Source organism: Cohnella sp. WQ 127256 (assembly GCF_024519285.1).
In the GTDB taxonomy this organism is placed as follows: domain Bacteria; phylum Bacillota; class Bacilli; order Paenibacillales; family Paenibacillaceae; genus Cohnella.
Genome location: NZ_JAMZCY010000008.1, coordinates 263,910 through 283,646 on the forward strand (window position 1 = coordinate 263,910; position 19,737 = coordinate 283,646).

A 19,737-nucleotide genomic window follows, 5' to 3' on the forward strand; every position below is an offset into this window, starting at 1 on the left:
TCAGATGGATAAAGGAGTCATGCATGCGGTAGACGGGGTCGATTTCGAGATTAAGCGAGGCAAGACTCTCGGTTTGGTAGGGGAGTCGGGCTGCGGTAAAAGCTTGACGAGCCGGTCGATTATCGGCATCAATCCGAAAGAGTGCGAGACGACTGGCATCATTCAATACGATTCCGCGATGGACTCGTCGGAACCGCTAGATTTATTATCCCTGCACCCGAACAGCAAGCAGATCCGATCCATTCGCGGGCGTAAAATCGCGATGATCTTCCAGGAGCCGATGACCGCGTTCTCTCCGATGTATACGATCGGCAATCAGATCATGGAAGCGATCCGAATTCACCGGACGAAAAACAAGAAGGAAGCGAAGAAGATTGCGCTCGAAATGCTTAGCAAAGTAGGTATTTCCGATCAAGAGAAACGTTTTAATCAATATCCGCACGAATTTTCCGGGGGCATGCGCCAACGGGCGATGATCTCGATGGCGCTCTCGTGCAATCCAGAGCTGCTCATCGCCGATGAGCCGACTACCGCGCTGGACGTAACCATTCAGGCGCAGGTGTTGGAGCTTATGAAATCGCTGCAGCAAGAATTCGGAATGGCCATTCTTCTCGTGACGCACGATCTCGGCATCATTGCGCAGATGTGTGACGAGGTCGCCGTCATGTATTTGGGAAAGATTGTCGAGCAGGCGCCGGTAAGGGAGCTGTTCAGTAATCCGAAGCATCCGTATACGAAGGGCTTGATGAAGTCGATGCCGCGTCTTGGCGGTGGCAAGGGCCAGCGACTGGATTCGATCGAGGGCTCCGTACCGATGCCGATAGACATGCCACCGATGTGTGGCTTCTACGATCGCTGCAAGGATCGAATCGAAGGCGTGTGCAATGCGCGAGCAGTCCGCAAAACACAGATTTCCGAACAGCATTCAGTGAAATGTTTCTTGTATTCGGATGAGCGTGGAGGAGAGCCGCAATGACGAAACCGATTCTCGACGTCGTAAGCTTAAATAAAGATTTCCAAGTCAAGTCCAAGAAAGCCTTATTTGCCAAGCCGAACCATGTGCGTGTGCTGGACGATATCTCCTTTGAATTGTACGAGGGTGAGACGCTTAGCATCGTCGGTGAGTCGGGCTGCGGCAAGACAACGCTAGGCAGATGTATCGTTAAAGGAGTTAGCGCTTCTTCTGGCGAAGTGAACTATTACACAGACCAGGATGAGAGGGTTAACTTCCTGAAGCTGAAGGGCAAGGAAGCGAAGCGATTGAGACGGGATATCCAGATGATTTTCCAGGATCCATACTCTTCGCTTAGTCCTAGAATGAGCGTGTTCGACATCATCTCGGAGCCCCTTGTTGCTAACTTCAAGCTGAAGCGATCGGAAGTCGAAGCTAAAGTGACGGAAATCGCCGAGAAGACGGGGCTGAATGCCAGCTACTTGATGCGTTACCCCCATGCGTTCTCCGGCGGACAGAGGCAGCGCATCGCCATCGCTCGGGCGCTGATTACGCAGCCACGGTTAATCGTATGCGATGAAGCGGTATCGGCACTAGACGTGTCGATTCAAGCGCAGATCATTAACCTGCTGAAGGACTTGCAGGAGCAATTCAAGATTACGTATATTTTCATTTCACATGATCTGTCGATCGTTCAGAACATCTCAGATCGCGTCGCGGTCATGCACTTGGGTAGAATCGTCGAACTGGCTACGACGGAATCGCTTTTCGGCGACCCTAAGCACCCCTATACGGAAGCGTTAATGTCGGCCGTTCCTCAGCCCGATCCGGAAGCTCAGAAGAGCCGGATCATTCTCGAAGGAGAGGTGCCGAATCCGGCAAATCCCCCGAGCGGCTGCCACTTCCATCCGCGCTGCGCCTATCGCACCGAGAAATGCTCGCAGCAAGCGCCGGAGCTTCGCGAAGTCGGCGAAAACCACTTCGTCGCTTGCCATTACGCAGAACAACTAAACTTGAGAGGTGTACAACATGATTGAGCAAGCGCCGAGCAACCCTAATCCGAGAAAACTAATTATCTTCCTCGACTGCGGGGACACGATCATCGACGAGGGCACGGAAATTCGAAACGAGGAAGGAACTGTTATTAGCGGCAATGTCATTCCCGGTGCAGATATTATGGTGAAGACGCTAGCGGAGCGCGGGTTTCGGTTGGCCATCGTCGCCGATGGGGGTGCTCAATCCTTCAAAAACCTGCTTGTTCAGAATGGCTTATACGAATGCTTCGAGACGCTAATTTATTCTGAGAATATTCGGGCGACGAAGCCGAGTCCGCGTATGTTTAAGGCCGCGCTCGGCGCAATGGAGCTGAGCGAAGACGATTGTTCGCGTATTCTTATGGTCGGAAACAACTTAGGCCGGGATATGAAGGGTGCCAACAATCTCGGAATGATGAGCGCATTTCTAAGCTGGACGACAAGATATCCGAAGACGCCGGCGGACGAGACGGAACAGCCGACCTATACGATTGCCAATCCGATCGAGCTAATCGATCTAGCGGAAACGCTGGATCAACGAATCACTATGCAAATGTCCTGATATCGTTCGGAGAGAAGGCAGGTGGGGAAATGGCTAAAATCGATGACGTTGCGCGGCTTGCGGGCGTATCCAAGGGAACGGTATCGAACGTCTTCAGCCAGAAGCGCCCAACAAGTAAGAAGGTAACGGAGAAAGTGTTAACGGTATCCAGACAATTGAACTACGTGCCGAATCATATCGCACGAAGCCTTGTGACGAAAAAAACGATGGCGATCGGACTTACGATCCCGCATGGAAATTTTTTCTTAAGCGTGTTTCATACTCAGTTTATTAACGGAGTTATTCTGGAGGCTTCCACCTATGGGTATCGAGTGCTTCTGGACACGATCTCCGCGGACGAGATCAAGACGCCTTCGCTGGCAAGCTATCCGATCGATGGGGCAATCGTGCTCGGTCCGACGGAAGAGGATATGCGAATCACTCTGTTGCACCAGAGCCGAATTCCCTTCGTCACCGTAGGGAAAATCATTCATTCCAACGTATTGGACGCGCCAACGGTCAACAATGACAATCAGCGGATTATATCCGATATATGCAATTATTTGATCGGACTAGGACATCGCGATATCTTGTTCTTGAACGCAAGGCAGCGGACGACCGTCTCCATGGAGAGATCGGAAGCGTTCGCGCAGGCGCTTGGCGAGCTGGGAATCGAGCTTCGGCCGGACATGATGCGTTATAAACCAGATATTCACTCAGATGAGTATTTGACGTACGGGTACGACGAGACGATCGAAGCCTTAAGCATCCGCGGTAACAAAGTGACGGCGATCATCGCGGACGATGATCGGACCGCCTTCAGCGCGATGAACGCGCTCAAGGACTTGGGGCGGAGCATTCCTGAAGATATTTCTTTGTTCGTCATCTGCGGCGACCTGTCGATAATGAATCAGGCTTCTCCGGCTCTCACGGGCATGGATTTGCAGCCTTCAGAACTGGGGGCACAAGCGGTAAAGCTGCTTATGCACAAAACAGGCGTGCTCCAAGGCCATTCAAGCGAGCATTGGATTGTCGACAGCCGCATCGTCGAACGCAGCTCTTGCACCTTTGCAAGAGGAGGCGGGAGAAATGGCTGATTCAGCGAAGTACGTATCGTCTCATCTGGGTGAATACGAGATTTACTTTCGCATCGTGGTGAGCGCATTGCTCGGTCTTCTGATCGGCTTCGATCGGACGCATAAGCATAAGCCGGCGGGTGTTAAGACGTATACTTTCGTGACGGTCGCATCCGCGCTCATAACGATTATATCCATCGAAAGCGTGGATACTTACAGCCACCTGCACGATCGGACGATGATGGACCCGATGCGGCTGACGGCACAAATCGTTAGCGGACTCGGATTCCTAGGTGCCGGACTTATTATGAAAACTGGGTTCGAAGTGAAAGGCTTGACGTCGGCGGCCATGATCCTGTTCGCTGGCGGCGTCGGAATAGGCGTCGGTGCCGGGTTCTACGATATTGTCATCTTCACGATGGGAATTACGTTTATTTTCATTCGAGTAGGAGGATGGATCGAGAAGCGGGAGCATGTACGGTTGGAGAAACGAGTCTCATCTAAAACAAGAACGACTCAATAGTCGGAAGGCGTTGGATGAAAGAAGTAGCCCCAGCCCGATGAGAGGCACGGGGCTTTTTCATTTCTCCTCGTTCGTATAAGAAGAAGTGAAACGCTTTATTAATTGACATCGATGAGGAGAACGCATAGAACATGAACCGGACCAAACGTGAATGGAAGCTGTGGTATCGTCAACCGGCTGTCGAATGGGAGGAAGCGCTCCCGATCGGCAACGGGCGAATAGGAGGTATGGTATTCGGAGGAATCGACGTTGAACGTATCGCGCTCAATGAGGATACACTGTGGGCGGGATTTCCCCGGGACACCGTTAATTATGAAGCGCGCCGATATTTGTCTAAGGCAAGGGAGTTGGTGTTTGCCGGCCGCAGCAAGGAAGCGCAGCAGATCGTGGAGGACAGAATGCTCGGTCCCAATTGCGAGCCGTATTTGCCTTTCGGCGATTTGATGATTACGAATGCGGGCGATCAACAGGAACGGACAGCCTCCTATCAGAGGGAGCTGGAGCTGACCGAGGGATTGGCTGGTGTTTTCTATCGTTCGGATGAACGGACTGCTGTGAGAGGACAATACTTCGCCAGTGTGCCCGATCAGGTGCTCGTCGTTCGCTATGAAGCGCAAGGAGAAGGAAGCTTGAACGTGGATGTGACGCTGACATCGCCGTTGCGATACGAAACGCAGGCGGAGAACGATGCTGTCCTTATCATGCGGGGAAGAGCGCCAAGCCATATCATTCAATCCGATGACGGCGATCATCCGGAGCCCGTTCTTTATGAGTCAGGGCTAGGCACGCCGTTCGAGGCGCGACTGCTCGTTGAGACGGACGGGCAGACGGTTGCCGTTGGAGAGGGAAGCATAGGAATTCGTTATGCTAAGGCGTATACGTTATATATCGCTTTGGAGACGGGGTACGTCGATTATCGGACGATGCCGACGACCGAAGGGCTCGAGCAACGCAATAGACAGCGCGTGGAGAAGGCTGCGGAGCTAGGCTTCGAGAAGCTGTTGAAGCGGCACAGGGATGACCACCGGTCGTTGTTCGATCGCGTCGATCTGAGGCTGGCCGCGGACAACGACAATGGTGCCGCGAAGAACGATCAACCTACGGACGAGCGTCTCGCCGCTTACCGGGAGGGAGGAACGGACGTCGATCTAGAAGCGCTATATTTCCAATATGGACGTTATTTACTGATGGCTTGCTCCCGTCCTGGCACGCAGGCGGCGAACTTGCAAGGCATCTGGAATCCGCTTGTTCAACCCCCTTGGAATAGTGATTACACGGTCAATATCAACACCGAGATGAATTATTGGTTGGCGGAAGTTGGCAATCTGAGCGAATGCCACGAGCCTCTATTCGATCTTCTGGACGACTTGTCAGAGACGGGGAGCCGAGCTGCACGGATATTGTACGGCTGCCGGGGCTGGACGGTGCACCATAACGTCGACGTCTGGCGCATGGCGACACCGACGAGCGGAAGTGCCGGATGGGCGTTCTGGCCGATGGGCGGCGCTTGGATGGCGCGACATCTGTGGGATCGTTTCCTGTTCAACGGTGACCGACGGTTTCTTGGCGAACGGGCATATCCTTTAATGAAAGGAGCAGCTCTGTTCTGTCTCGATTGGCTTGTGGAAGGGCCGAACGGACTTCTCGTCACGAATCCGTCGACCTCGCCGGAAAATACGTATATAACAGCCGAAGGCGAGCGCTGCAATATAACGGTTGCCTCGACGATGGATATTGCCATCATCCGCGAAGTTCTCACCTTCAGCGCGGAATCTGCCCGCCTGCTGGAAGTCGATCCTTCGCTCCGTGCGGAATGGGAAGCGGCGGCGAGTCGCCTTCCGGCTTACCGGATCGGACGTCACGGGGGCATTCAGGAATGGCTGGACGACCACGAGGAATGGGAGCCGGGACATCGTCACAGCTCGCATTTGTACGGGCTGCACCCGGGAACTGAAATTCACGAAGGAACGCCTGAGCTGCTGCAAGCGGCTGCCACGACGCTGGAGCGGAGACTCGCGAACGGTGGTGGGCATACGGGATGGAGCTGCGCGTGGCTCATTAACCAGTTCGCCAGATTAAAGGATGCAGAACAAGCCTATGACAATGTAAGAACGCTGCTGTCCAGATCAACATACCCGAACTTGTTCGACGCACATCCTCCATTCCAGATCGACGGCAATTTCGGCGGACCTGCGGGCATGGCGGAGCTGCTGCTGCAGAGTCATCTCGGCTATATCGAGCTGCTGCCTGCGTTGCCCGCAGCGTGGAGCGAAGGAGCGGTTGACGGACTAAAGGCTCGCGGAGGAGTAACCGTGAGCATGAAATGGGAGAAGGGCAAGCTGACGGAAGTGGAGTTAGAGGCCTCCATCGATGGAGAGATCCACCTGCGATACACTGGAGCCGAATGGAGCGTTGTGGACGAGCAAGCAATAGCTGTCGACTGCTCGGAAGGCAGCTTCTGGGTACAGGCGGGGAACAAATACAGACTCGTTCTCCCGCGTCCAAGCGACGCCATACTGGATTAGCGCAAAGAATTGCGATACTGCAAGCCTTCGGCGTCCACTAGGCGCCGAAGCGGCTTTATGGAGGCAGCAGATGGAAAACTTCACGATTGTCAGATTGACGGATTACGGAGCATCGCCCGATACCGGGAAGGACGCAACGATCCCGATGCGGCTTGCACTGGCAGAGGCCGCACGGACAGAAGGTCCCGTACTGCTTGATTGTCCGCAGGGAAGATACGATTTCTATCCTGCTGACGCGGCCAAAGTCCCTTATTACGTTTCCAATACTGCAAGCAAGGAAGAGAACGGGGACGTTACTAAGACGATCGGCGTTTATATGACGGGCCAGAAAAACCTTGTAATCGAAGGCAATGGCTCATCTTTCGTATACCATGGCAAGATGACGATGATGGTGCTTGACGGCTGCGAGCGAGTCGAGCTCCGCAATTTCAATGCCGATTATGCCTTTCCGACAATGGCGGAGATGACGGTCGAGCGCTCGGAGGAGGGTTGTATCGAGACCGTGGTTCATCCGGATACTCGGTACGCAGTGGAAGACGGAAAGCTGGATTGGATCGGCGAAGGGTGGAAGTTCCGGCAAGGGCCGATGCAAGTCTACGATCCGGTGACCGACATGACGCGCAGAGTCGACAATTGGGTCGCTTCAGCCAGCCAGGTGGAGCCGCTAGGCGAGCGTAGGCTTCGTTTTGTCGGGAAAGAAATCCCCTCGTTGCCGCCGGGAACAGTATTGCAAATGCGAGACGGGTTACGCGATCAAGTTGGTACGTTCGTCACCGGCAGCAGCGATGTCCGTTGGAGTAACGTCGGCATGTTCTATATGCACGGTCTAGGAATCATCTGCCAATACAGCACCGAACTTAGCTTTGACCGAATGAATCTTGCTCCCCAAGAGGGCAGTGGCAGAACAGCAGCAGCGTTCGCGGACTTCATTCATTTGTCTGGTTGCAGGGGCAAAATCTCTGTCACGAATAGCCGCTTCGTCGGCGGGCACGACGATCCTATCAACGTGCACGGCACGCATCTGATCGCGGTCGGCCAGCCTTCGGAGACTGAGCTGATCGTACGCTTCATGCACCCGCAGACTTACGGCTTCGCCGCCTTCCATCCGGAAGACGAGATTGAGTTCGTTCAACCCAACACGCTGGTCGGGTACGGGGTGGGCAAGATCGTGGCTGTCGAGCCGATCAACGTGTTCGATATTCGGTTGAAGTTAGAGAAGTCTGTACCTGCGAGCTTCCGGATCGGTGACGCGATCGAGAACGTGACTTGGACGCCGGAAGTCGAAATCCGGAACAACGACTTCTCCAGAATTCCGACGAGAGGCGTTCTCATAACGACACGCCGCAAAGTCATCATCGCGGACAATCGCTTTAAGCGAATGACGATGAGCGCGATTCTGATTGCGGACGACGCTTTAAGCTGGTATGAATCGGGCAGGGTTGCGGACGTTGTTATTCGAGGTAATGTGTTCACGGAATGCGGTGGTAACGAGCATCCGGTTATTCGGATCGAGCCGGAAAATTCGGCTGTTAGCACAGAGATGCCCGTTCACCGCAATATCCGCATTGAAGGGAATCGGTTTATCATGAATGAAGCGGCGGCGTTGCATGCGAAGAGCACGGAAGATCTCGTCTTCTCGGGCAACGAGCTTGTATTGTCCGATAGGATCAAGACGGAGCTGCCTACTGCTTCGCATATTCATCTGACAGCATGTAAGGACACGGAAATCACGGGCAACGAAGTGATCGGCGGAACACACCGGTTATCCGTACGTTTGGAGAGCATGAACAGGAAGGAACTGCATGGGTACGCGGAGACGGAAATCGAAGTTACGGAGGAAGAGACAACTCATGAGTGACATCAAAAGAGTTCACGTCGTGTTTAAAACGCACTTGGATATTGGATTTACGAATCTGGCGGAACGGGTCATCAAGCAGTACACGGAGGAATATATCCCGAAAGCAATCCAATTGGCCGAGCAGTTGGAGCGGGAATGCGGACAGGCGCGTTTCGTGTGGACGACGGGCTCATGGCTTATTCGTCATTACTTGGACCATGCCTCGAACGAAGGCCGGCTCGCGATGGAGGGGGCAATCTCTCGTGGTCATATTGTCTGGCACGGCTTGCCGTTCACGACGCATACCGAGCTTATGGATCCGCTGTTACTTAAGTATGGATTATCTATTGGTCGGGAGTTGGACGAACAGTTCGGCAGACACACGATTGCGGCGAAAATGACCGATGTACCGGGTCATACGATTTCCATGGTTCCGTATTTAAGCGCAGCGGGTATTCAATATATGCACCTTGGCGTAAATCCGGCATCCAAACGGCCGGACGTTCCGAGGCTGTTCCGCTGGCAGGCGGACGACGGCTCGGAGATTATTGTGAATTACGCAGGCAACTACGGTGAGCCTGTCTCCGTGGAAGGTTTGGAGGACGTGCTTGAGTTCGCACATACGGGTGACAATTGCGGACCGCCGAATGCGGAGGAAATTCGTCAGCAGTTCGCGGATATTCAGAGCCGTTATCCGGGGGCAGAAGTTATCGCTTCGACGATGGATGCATTCGCGGAGAAACTCGTGGCATTCCGCGACCGACTGCCCGTCATCCGAGAGGAGATCGGGGATACGTGGATTCATGGGACGGGCACCGATCCCCTGAAGCTTGCTCGGCTTCGGGAGCTTGGCCGTCTCCGCGGCGAATGGGTCTCGCAGGGACGATTGGACGAGAATAGCGCCGAATACAAAGGCATGAGTGATGCGATGATGCTCATTGCCGAGCATACGTGGGGACTCGACGTGAAGAAGTGGCTGCCGGATTTCCGCCATTACGCGAAGAAGGACTTTCAGGCGGCGCGGCAAGCCGATGTCGTGGATGTCGAAAATATTCCAGCCAAGTTCGGCTACATCGGCGCGTTCGCGATGAATGAGTTCGATAAGCATTCCCAGGGCATGTTCCAAGCGGAGAAGAGCGTGCGCTCTTATTCGATGATTGAGAGCTCGTGGGCTGAGCAGCGGGGTTATATCGATAGTGCCGTGGATGCTCTTGGTCCTGACATGCGGGAGGAAGCGGTCAGCGCTTTAAGGAAGCTGACTCCGGTTCGTAACGAGGCAGGAAAGATTGCCGAGACTCTTCAGGCCAGAATAAAGTATCGGAGCGGCGCCTATACGCTCGCGTTCTCGGAAAGCGGTGCTCTTATTCATCTGGAGGACGGCAACGGGAAAAGCTGGATTGACGAAGCGAACCCGTTCGGCGCCTATGCTTATGAGACGCTCGGAACGGAGGATTACGAAAGGTACTTCCGCACGTATATGCAGAATTTGCCGATTACGCATCCGTGGGCGGATGCCGATTTCTCCAAGCCGGGTATCGAATTCGTACGGCCGCGGCCTAGCCATCGGATTTACTCGCCAACATTGCTGGACTTGCAGCGAATTCAAGGGGAAGCCTCCGATAAATACGTGCTGCGACTCGCAATGCCGGAGCCATCCTATTCGTTGTACGGCGCACCTAAGGAATTGGAAATCGAATACGTTTTCGACTTCGGAACGGGACAGATTGCAATCTGTTTGCAATGGTTTGGCAAAGACGCGAATCGGCTTCCCGAAGCAAGCTGGTTCGCTTGCGGCCTTAAGGTGGACAATTCGAATTTGTGGACGATGGATAAGCTCGGCAAGCCGGTGTCTCCGCTACGGGTCGTGAAGGGCGGCAATCGCAATCTTCACGCAATTGGAGAAGGGGTCAGCTACGAAGGAGCGGACGGAAAAGTCCGTATCGAGACGCTGGACGCGGCGCTTGTCGCACCGGGCGGCGGAAGGCTGCTGCAGTTCGATCAGTCGTTCGCGTCGCTGGACAAAGGCTGGCATTTTAATTTGCATAACAATATTTGGGGAACGAACTTCCCGATGTGGCACGGAGAGGATGCGAAGTTCAGGTTTAAGCTTGCTCTCGCTTCCTACCTACAATAACAATAAAGGCGCAGCCGATGATCCATCGGGCTGCGCCTTTTGTAATGTGTGGCAACCCTGCAACCGCATAACAAGAAATTGCTAGGGATAACAAATTAGTGAGTATGAAAGAATCCATTCTGTCGAAGGGAGTCGATTACAATTTTAGTGATAGGTTCTATTCAAATCATCCTATTAGAGTAGGTGCTTTCTTCGATGAAAAAAACAACGAGGCGTTCTCTTCGAATGAAGTGGATGGCATTCATCTCGGCAGCGGTTCTCCTTTCATTGCTTGGGTCCACGTTTATGCTCTTTACTACGGTGAAATCCTCGCTCTACGCTACATTCTCGAACAGTAATGCGGTACAAGTTGAAAGCGCTACCAGGGAAGTTAGAATGCGAACGGAGCAGTATGAGAAGTCTCTTGAACAGCTCGCAAAAAGTATTGAAATCACAAGCCGCTATTCAGAGCACGCAGATTCAGCGATTGATCTCCTATTGAAAGAAACGCAAACCAAAGATGAATCCTTGCTTAGCGTTCATTTCACATCGGCTCTCACGGGGGAAACAGACGCAAGAGAAACAGAAACGTATAAGCTTGCTATTCAAAACAAGAAGACATCGTGGACGGACGTACATCAGGATCTAGTGACGAAGAAAATGACGGTATCCATTGTTACACCCGTTATTGTAGAGGATCAATTGTACGGCGTAGTTGGATTCGACATAGATTTGAAAGGCATCGGGGCATTACGCGAGTCCAATGAGATGTTCGGTAATAATAAGCTCATTATTTATGACAACCAGGGTCTGGTTGTAACGTCATTCATGATGGGAATGGACGGAAGAAATATTGATCCGCACGCAACCGGAAAAGTGAAAGGTGCACAGGATGCGATACAAGATCAAGCGATGATGGCCAAGGCATTCAGTTGGGTTGAGCAGATCGCAAATGGGAAAAATAGCGCAGTTCATTTTCAATGGGAAAAAGTCAATTACAGCGGTGAAGTCTCTTTTGTTTATTCTATGAATTGGACTGTGATCTCCTTCGTCGACGATAGGGTGCTAAATGATAGTTTGAATGAGTTTCTGAGAACGAGTGGAATAGCCATCGCTATTGGTATCGTCATTGGGGCGATTGCGGCCTACTATATTGCTACTCAAATGTTCAAGATCATTGAAGAGATACGTGCAAATCTGGCTCGAACGGCTGAGGGAGATTTGGTTTCAGAATTCGCATATAAGATCAATGATGAGATCGGTGATTTGGCCCAAAGCTATAACTCTATGCTTTTTAAGATAAGAGCATTGATACAAAGGGTAGATTTCAGCGTGAAGGCAGTAGAGCAAACGGCAAACGGAGTTTTGCACATTTCGAATGAGAATGTGATTTCTGGACTGGAGGTAGCACGATCAACAGAGGAAATCGCGATGGGGGCCACCAATACCTCCATAGAGGTGGAAAAAAGCTCCGAAGCGGTTCATCAGTTGAGCATGGAAATAGGGTCACTCATCGCGCAGTCCAATGATATTGAGCTTGTACTTGCGGAATCTAGTCATCAAGTTCAGAAAGGCAATACGCAAGTCGAAAACTTAGAAGCTTCTTATAGGCAGCTTGAACAAGCATTTGAGCAGGTTACCGTCATGGTTGATCATTTAAATGATCAATCGCAATCGATTTCATCCGTTACGAAGGCCATCTCCGGTATCGCCGCGCAAACGAATATTTTATCCATTAATGCCTCGATTGAGGCGGCAAGAGCAGGAATGCATGGAAAGGGATTTGCGGTTGTTGCGAACGAAGTGAGAGCTCTTGCGGAACAAGCCAGGCAATCTGCCAAACAAATTCAAGGAACGATATCGGTCATTCTAACGCAAACCAATCATCTGGTAACCGTTGTAAGCCATACGAATGCGATTAACCAAACTCAGAAAAATGCAGTAGCCCAGGTCAGTGAAGCTATGAAAAAAATGAATGTATCGTTGGGGGAGATGCTGACCAAGGTTCGTGAGGAGCTTCATACGATTTCCAGCATCGAGGAACAAAAGGGGGTTGTTGTGACCGCAATAGAAAATATTTCGTCCGTATCCGAGCAGACAACAGCATCGACGCAGGAGATTGCATCTTCAGTAGGCTTACAAACCTCCTCCATTCAGTACGTGTCCAAGCATGCGAATCAACTTGTAGAGCTGGTTGCTGATCTGAAGGAGGCTGTATCGAAATTTAAGGTGGAGGAGTAGGGGGAGGAGGTAGGAGGATTAATTTACTGCTTCATCACCCAGGGAGTAGAAAGGATAAAAAAGTATAGAAGGTAGTAAAAGAGTGCTATTATATCGCGTCACAATTGGGCAATTTTGGTGATAAATTTGATTTAGTTAGTCGATGAAACCTATTTGAGAGGGGTAAATAAAATGAAAAAAGGCTTCAAATCAATTGCACTTATGCTAGTGGTTATGATGTTCGCGGTTATCGTTGCAGCATGTAATAAGAACGAGAGCAAAGTTAGCGTGGGGATCGTATTGCCTACCAAAGATGAGCCAAGATGGGTACAGGACGAGCAAAGATTCAAAGACGCATTAAGCGGCACAAAATATACGACTGAAATTTTGTTCAGCCAAGGTTCTTCCGCTAAGGAAAAAGAAAACGTAGAAACTTTAATCAATAAAGGCATTAAAGTTCTAATTATCTGCCCTCAAGATGGTGATGCAGCGGCTTCAGCTGTTGAAGCCGCTAAAAAAGAAAAAATTAAAGTAATCGCCTACGATCGTTTGATCACAAACACGGACGCTGTAGACTACTACGTAACGTTCGACAGCGAAGCTGTAGGTGCTGCTCAAGCTCAATACCTGGTTGACCATGCCAAAGGATCCGGCGAGCCATTGTACTTGTACGCTGGTGCAGCTTCTGATAACAATGCTTTCTTGTTCTTCAAAGGTGCTTGGAAAGTGCTACAACCTAAAATCGCGGACGGTACATTCAAAATCGCAAACTCCAGCGAAGCGATCGCTTTGAAGGACACAGCTAACTTTGAATTGCCACGTGATCGCGACCAGCTAAGCAAAATCATCGGTCAGATTACGACAAACTGGGATGCCAACGAAGCTAAGAACAAAGCTCAAACTCACTTAACTGCAGCGGCTGCCGACATGAAAGGCGATGTGGCAATCCTTGCACCAAACGATGGCACAGCACGCTCGATTGCTGACGTATTTGCAAGCGACAAAGCCATTACAAGCTACGTTGTAACGGGTCAAGATGCTGAGAAGGCTTCCATTCAATACGTAATCGAAGGTAAACAATCCATGACGGTGTTCAAAGACGTTCGTACGCTCGTCAAAGACGCGATGGGTATGGCCGTATCGATCCTTGACGGCAAAGCGGTTGCAACTACTGGTGAATACGATAATCAAAAAATCAAAGTCAAAGCGAAACAAACAAACGTTATTACTGTTGACAAAGACAATGTGAAAAAGGAACTCGTTGACTCTGATTACTATAAAGCCGACGACTTCAAAGGTCTGAAATAGAAATCCAATTTAACTAAAAAAACGTATGAATTACGGAATAGTGATAGATTCGTCTATCACTATTCTGCAATTGTAAGAGTTGTTCGGTTAAGGAGTGCATAACGATGAGCGAATACATTTTAGAGATGAATCAAATCTCCAAGGATTTTACGGGCGTCAAAGCGCTCACAGATGTTAATTTCAAAGTCGAAAAGGGCGAGATTCACTGCTTGATTGGCGAGAATGGTGCCGGAAAATCCACACTGATGAAAGTGTTGAGCGGCGTATATCCTCATGGAACGTATCAGGGCGATATCGTGTTCGAGGGCAGCGTACAATGGTTCAACAAAATCAGTGATAGTGTGAAAACAGGCATAGCGATCATTTATCAAGAGCTAGCATTGTTCCCAGACCTCACGGTATATGAGAATATTTTTGCGGGCAACGAAGTGAAGCGCGGTGGGATAGTCAACTGGAACCAGACGATCGTTCAAGCGAAACAAATGCTACAAAAAGTAAAGCTGAACATAAACCCCGAAACGCTCATTAAAGAGTTAGGCGTTGGGAAGCAACAGCTTGTCGAAATTGCCAAAGCCTTAAGCAAAAACGTAAAGCTGCTCATTCTAGACGAGCCGACGGCAGCGTTAAACGAGAACGATAGCGAAAACCTGTTGGAGTTGCTACGCGAGCTCAAAAATCAAGGCATTACTTGCATCATGATTTCGCACAAGCTGAAGGAAGTCATCTCGATTGCGGATAAAGCGACTGTGCTGCGCGATGGTCGGACCATCTGCACGCTTGATGCATCCAAAGGAGAAATTTCCGAGAGCGTCATTATCAAGAACATGGTCGGTCGAGAGATTGACGATATTTATCCGAAGCGGACGAACAAAGTCTTTGGAGATAAGATTCTCGAAATTAGAAAATGGACGGCCTATGACTCCCAGTTAGGCAAGCAGGTTGTAAAAGAAGTCGATCTACACGTCAAAAAAGGCGAAATCGTCGGAATAGCCGGCTTGATGGGCTCGGGACGAACGGAGCTTGCACTAAGCATCTTCGGCAATCCAAAGTCTTATAAATTGCAGGGCGAATTATTGCTGGATGGATCTCCCCGGTTGTTTAAGCATCCAAGTGATGCCATTCAGTCAGGTATCGCCTATGTAACGGAAGATCGGAAGGGTGACGGTTTGTTCTTAATCCAAGATATCAAGAGCAATGTATCCGCGGCGAATCTTCAAGGGATATCCTCAAAAGGGATTATCAATGATAACAAAGAGGTCAAAGTCGCCAACGCCTACAAAGACTCTATGTACATTAAGGCGCCTTCCGTAGAGCAGATCGTCGGTAAACTAAGCGGCGGTAACCAACAAAAAGTGTCTTTGGGAAAGTGGTTATTCGTCGGACCCAAGCTGTTAATCTTGGATGAGCCTACGCGTGGAATTGATGTCGGTGCAAAATTTGAAATTTATACGATTATGAACAAGCTGATCAACGAGGGCATGAGTATTATTATGATCTCATCCGAGCTTGGGGAAGTACTCGGGATGAGTGATCGGGTGTACGTCATGGCGGAGGGCAGAATCAAAGGCGAGTTGTCGAGTGATGAGGCCGATCAGGAAAAAATCATGCATTTTGCTACGCAATAGGAGGAACACCTATGAATTTTTACAAAGAAGCGAAGTCGTTAGTCAAAGTGAATATTCGCGACTACGGCATGTATATTGCCCTATTTGTTATCATGCTCACTTTCTCGATCATGACGGATGGACTGTTCATGTCTTCCCGCAACATTAGTAATCTTCTAGACGCTACGGGTTATATTGCTGTACTTGCTGTAGGCATGACGCTAGTTATTGTCATTCGGCATATCGACTTATCTGTTGGATTTGCAGCCGGATTTTTGGGAGCTATCGCCGCTATTCTCCTGACGGATATGGGCGTACCCTTCTATTTGACGATTCCAATTATTCTCGTCATCGGTATCGTTGTGGGCTTGTTTAGTGGTGTGCTTGTCGCTTCGATTGGAATCCCATCGTTCGTCGCATCATTAGCGGGTATGCTCATCTTCAGGGGAGCACTGCTAAGGGTTACGGAGAAAAGTGGGACGATCATTATCAGGGACGAGAACTTCAACGCAATCGGCAACGGGTTTATTCCTTCGATTGCCAAAGTAAACGGGTTGAACGTGCTTTCGTTAATTGTAGGCGTATGTATTATTTTGTTATATATTTATAGCGAATTTTCGAAGCGTAATAGCAAGATTAAGTACAATTTCGAAGTGGTGTCCAATCGCATATTCGCATTAAAAGTCGTTTTCGTTTCGGCCATTATTGCTTATATTACTTGGATTCTTGCTGGGTATAACGGATTTTCCTGGACTGTTATTATTATGCTGCTTGTTGTCGTAATCTATCACTTCCTAACAACGAAAACCGTACTTGGAAGGCATATTTACGCGGTGGGTAGTAATCCGGAAGCCGCGCATCTAAGTGGAATAAATGTTAAGAAGATTACGTACATTGTATTCGGTTCCATGGGCATGCTCTCGGCGTTGTCCGGTATTCTATTCACTGCCCGCCTTCAATCTGCGACGACGACCGCGGGTACGTTGTTTGAGTTAGATGCAATCGCAGCCGCGTACGTCGGTGGTGTATCCGCAGCTGGTGGAGTCGGCAAAGTGACGGGGTCAATTATTGGAGCTATCGTAATGGCTTCGCTATCCAGTGGGATGAACCTGCTGGGAGTCGGGATCTCCTATCAGTACATGATACGTGGTGCTGTGCTGGCCGCGGCTGTTATCTTCGATGTCATGACTCGTAAACAAAGAAGCTAGTTGGATTTGTACGAAGCAAGCATGCCCTCAACGACCGAAAGGCGCCGACGGTATGTTGTTTGAGTGAGCCGTTCTCGACTCGTACCGCGAATTGCGCGGGGGAGCTGAGAGCGGCTTTTTCGAATCCTTGTAAGCTAGTGGAATAATGGGTGCACGGATTTCGGAAGGTTTTGAAGGTTTCAAGGTGCCGCTGAAAATGATAAGCTGTTCAACATAAGAGAAGTGCGCAGAGGATGAGTCGATTTGTTGGAACGGAAGGAGACCCGGGACGTTATGGAACAGTTGCCCATCGAATTGGTACTACCCGAGTTGCTACAGGTGATGTCCACTCATCGCAACGCGGTGCTGATTGCCGCACCTGGTGCAGGGAAAACAACTCGAGTGCCATTATCGTTACTGGATGAGCCATGGCTTGCCGGACAGAAGATCTTAATGCTAGAGCCTAGACGGTTAGCTGCTCGAAGCTCGGCTAAGTATATGGCGCATACCTTAGGCGAATCCATTGGTGAAACGGTCGGATACCGCGTGAAGATGGACACTAAGGTCGGACCACGAACCCGTATCGAAGTCATTACGGAAGGCGTGCTGACAAGAATGCTGCAAGCTGATCCGACACTTGAAGGGGTCGGCCTAGTTATCTTTGATGAATTTCATGAGAGAAGCCTGCAAGCAGATCTAGGCTTAGCGCTATGTATACAGTCTCAAACCCTACTGAGGGATGATCTTAAGCTCTTAATCATGAGTGCAACCTTGGAGGCGGAGCCCGTTGCAGATTTACTGGGTGGGGCACCCGTCGTCAGCAGCGAAGGTCGAAGCTTCCCTGTAGAGACGGTATATCGACCTAAGCCCAATGGTGGTAGTGGTAGAGGGGTCTTTCTGGAGGATGCTGTCGTACAGGTGATTTCGGATGCGCTACATTCTCACGAAGGGGATTTGCTTGTTTTTCTACCTGGAGTCGGTGAAATCCGATCTGTACAAGCGAAGCTGAGTCGAAGGCTGTCAGGCTATTCTAATGAGATAAGGATCTGTCCTCTTCATGGAAGTCTGACGAGTGATGCCCAAGACCAGGCGTTATCTCCGGCTTCACAGGGACAACGTAAGGTCGTGCTAGCGACCTCTGTGGCAGAAACGAGCTTGACGGTTGAAGGAGTCACTGTCGTTATCGATAGTGGATTAATGAGGGTGTCCCGATTCTCGCCAAGGACGGGCATGTCACGGCTAGACACCGTAACGGTTTCGGCAGCATCCGCAGATCAGCGACGCGGGCGAGCGGGGCGGCTTATGCCTGGAACGTGCTACCGGTTATGGAGCCAAGAGGAGCAACAGAGCTTGGCCCCTCGAAGCGTCCCCGAAATTGTTGAGGCGGATTTGGCCCCTCTATTATTAGAGCTATCCGTATGGGGAGTGCAGGATACATCGGAGCTAGTCTGGCTTGATGCTCCACCAGCACCTGCTCTCCAGCAGGCGCGTGAATTGCTTATTCAGCTTGGCGCGTTAGATAAGACTGGACAACGAGTTACAGCGCACGGCAAACAGATGGCTGAATTCGGGAAGCACCCGCGTATTGCTCATATGCTGATAAAGGCGATCCCCATCGGGTTAGGTCGTTTAGGGTGCGAGTTAGCTGTTTTACTAGGAGAACGTGACTTTATTCGTTATGAAGGGCAAGCACCAACTGCGGATATTCGCGTGAGGTTGGAAGCTCTTCACGGATCTGGAGTCTACTCAGTTGATGAAGGAACGCGAAGGAGATTGTCAGAAGAAGCTAGCCGATTGCAGCGCGAGCTTGGCATACAGCATTCAACGCATACTTCAAAGGATATTCAAGCTTGCGGTCTGCTGCTAGCCTTTGCTTATCCAGACCGAATTGGCCGTCAGCGTGACAATGGGAAATACTTGATGAGTGGGGGAAGAGGTGCGGCATTCCTCAGTGGTCAGACGCTAGCCCACGAGCCCTGGATTGTGGTGGCAGATGTGGACGATTCGGGAACGGACAGTCGGATACGCCTAGCGGCACCTGTAACCTACGAGCAGCTAGAGACACATTTACAAGAAGAAATGAATGTGGAAGCGCATATTTACTGGGATTCTGAATCGAAGTCCGTGCGCGGACGAGCTCGTAAGAAGCTTGGTGCGTTGTTGCTTGAGGAAACACCATTAAGTCGTCCACCAGCGGACCTTGTGCTGCGAACTTTACTTGAGGGGATTCGTACAGAAGGCTTGGAGCTGCTCCCTTGGTCGAAAGCGGCGCGGCAACTGCAGGAACGAACGATATTCATCCGTCATCACGATGCTTCATGGCCGGATTTATCTGATGAAGCTCTGATGGGAACGATGGAGCAATGGCTGGCAGGATATATGGAAGGTATGAAAGGTAGGAACGATCTTCAACGGCTTCAGGTTAAGGATATTCTCGAATCCTTATTATCCTGGGAGCAGCGACAAGAGCTGGAGCATAGCGTACCTACTCATTGGTCTGTGCCAAGTGGGAGTCGCGTGCCGGTTGATTATAGCGATATCCATGCGCCGAGTATCTCGGTCCGATTACAGGAGCTATTTGGATTATCGGAAACACCACGTATCGCGGGGGGGAGAGTGCCGCTTACGTTAAATCTATTGTCTCCTGCGCAACGTCCTGTTCAGGTTACACGAGATTTGGCTAGCTTCTGGAGGAATACCTACTTTGAGGTGCGCAAAGATTTGAAAGGGCGTTACCCAAAGCATTACTGGCCAGATAATCCACTCGAAGCTGAGGCGACACGTAGAGTGAAACCATCAAAGTAGAAGAAAAGAAGA

13 protein-coding genes are annotated in these 19,737 nt (G+C 50.6%); all 13 read left to right on the forward strand.

All coding sequences use genetic code 11. The features are described 5' to 3' along the window. Positions 1 to 4: 4 nt before the first annotated feature. The 13 genes from M1K58_RS22745 to hrpB all read left to right on the forward strand — a co-directional run bounded on the left by M1K58_RS22745 (position 5) and on the right by hrpB (position 19,725). A complete protein-coding gene (locus M1K58_RS22745; protein WP_306220655.1) occupies positions 5 to 976 on the forward strand; it encodes an ABC transporter ATP-binding protein in 972 nt (323 codons plus the stop codon). Next, the gene (locus M1K58_RS22750; RefSeq protein WP_256761180.1) at positions 973 to 1,989 is read left to right on the forward strand and encodes an ABC transporter ATP-binding protein; all 1,017 of its coding nucleotides are present in this window, start codon (positions 973 to 975) and stop codon (positions 1,987 to 1,989) included. Before M1K58_RS22745 ends, M1K58_RS22750 begins: the two co-directional genes overlap by 4 nt. Then, a complete protein-coding gene (locus M1K58_RS22755) occupies positions 1,982 to 2,548 on the forward strand; it encodes an HAD family hydrolase (RefSeq protein ID WP_256761181.1) in 567 nt (188 codons plus the stop codon). Before M1K58_RS22750 ends, M1K58_RS22755 begins: the two co-directional genes overlap by 8 nt. A gap of 29 nt (positions 2,549 to 2,577) precedes the next feature. Continuing rightward, positions 2,578 to 3,624, forward strand: a complete 1,047-nt coding sequence (locus M1K58_RS22760; RefSeq protein ID WP_256761182.1) for a LacI family DNA-binding transcriptional regulator — start codon at positions 2,578 to 2,580, stop codon at positions 3,622 to 3,624. After that, the gene (locus tag M1K58_RS22765; RefSeq protein ID WP_256761183.1) at positions 3,617 to 4,126 is read left to right on the forward strand and encodes an MgtC/SapB family protein; all 510 of its coding nucleotides are present in this window, start codon (positions 3,617 to 3,619) and stop codon (positions 4,124 to 4,126) included. Before M1K58_RS22760 ends, M1K58_RS22765 begins: the two co-directional genes overlap by 8 nt. A 131-nt stretch (positions 4,127 to 4,257) precedes the next feature. Beyond that, on the forward strand, positions 4,258 to 6,651 hold the full coding sequence (locus M1K58_RS22770; protein WP_256761184.1) for a glycoside hydrolase family 95 protein: 2,394 nt from the start codon (positions 4,258 to 4,260) through the stop codon (positions 6,649 to 6,651). A 70-nt stretch (positions 6,652 to 6,721) separates the two neighbouring features. Beyond that, positions 6,722 to 8,509, forward strand: a complete 1,788-nt coding sequence (locus M1K58_RS22775; RefSeq protein ID WP_256761185.1) for a right-handed parallel beta-helix repeat-containing protein — start codon at positions 6,722 to 6,724, stop codon at positions 8,507 to 8,509. Further along, positions 8,502 to 10,622 (forward strand): DUF5054 domain-containing protein, encoded by a 2,121-nt coding sequence (locus tag M1K58_RS22780; RefSeq protein ID WP_256761186.1) that lies wholly within the window; start codon positions 8,502 to 8,504, stop codon positions 10,620 to 10,622. Before M1K58_RS22775 ends, M1K58_RS22780 begins: the two co-directional genes overlap by 8 nt. Before the next feature lie 195 nt (positions 10,623 to 10,817). Next, on the forward strand, positions 10,818 to 12,842 hold the full coding sequence (locus tag M1K58_RS22785; RefSeq protein WP_256761187.1) for a methyl-accepting chemotaxis protein: 2,025 nt from the start codon (positions 10,818 to 10,820) through the stop codon (positions 12,840 to 12,842). 171 nt (positions 12,843 to 13,013) lie between these two features. Beyond that, positions 13,014 to 14,129 (forward strand): sugar ABC transporter substrate-binding protein, encoded by a 1,116-nt coding sequence (locus tag M1K58_RS22790; RefSeq protein WP_256761188.1) that lies wholly within the window; start codon positions 13,014 to 13,016, stop codon positions 14,127 to 14,129. Positions 14,130 to 14,233: 104 nt separating this feature from the next. After that, positions 14,234 to 15,754 (forward strand): sugar ABC transporter ATP-binding protein, encoded by a 1,521-nt coding sequence (locus M1K58_RS22795; protein ID WP_256761189.1) that lies wholly within the window; start codon positions 14,234 to 14,236, stop codon positions 15,752 to 15,754. Between the two features lie 11 nt (positions 15,755 to 15,765). Beyond that, positions 15,766 to 16,941 carry a sugar ABC transporter permease gene (locus M1K58_RS22800; protein WP_256761190.1) on the forward strand — a complete coding sequence of 392 codons (1,176 nt, stop codon included), beginning with the start codon at positions 15,766 to 15,768 and terminating at the stop codon, positions 16,939 to 16,941. A 273-nt stretch (positions 16,942 to 17,214) separates the two neighbouring features. Next, the gene (gene hrpB / locus M1K58_RS22805; protein ID WP_256761191.1) at positions 17,215 to 19,725 is read left to right on the forward strand and encodes an ATP-dependent helicase HrpB; all 2,511 of its coding nucleotides are present in this window, start codon (positions 17,215 to 17,217) and stop codon (positions 19,723 to 19,725) included. Positions 19,726 to 19,737 lie beyond the last annotated feature (12 nt).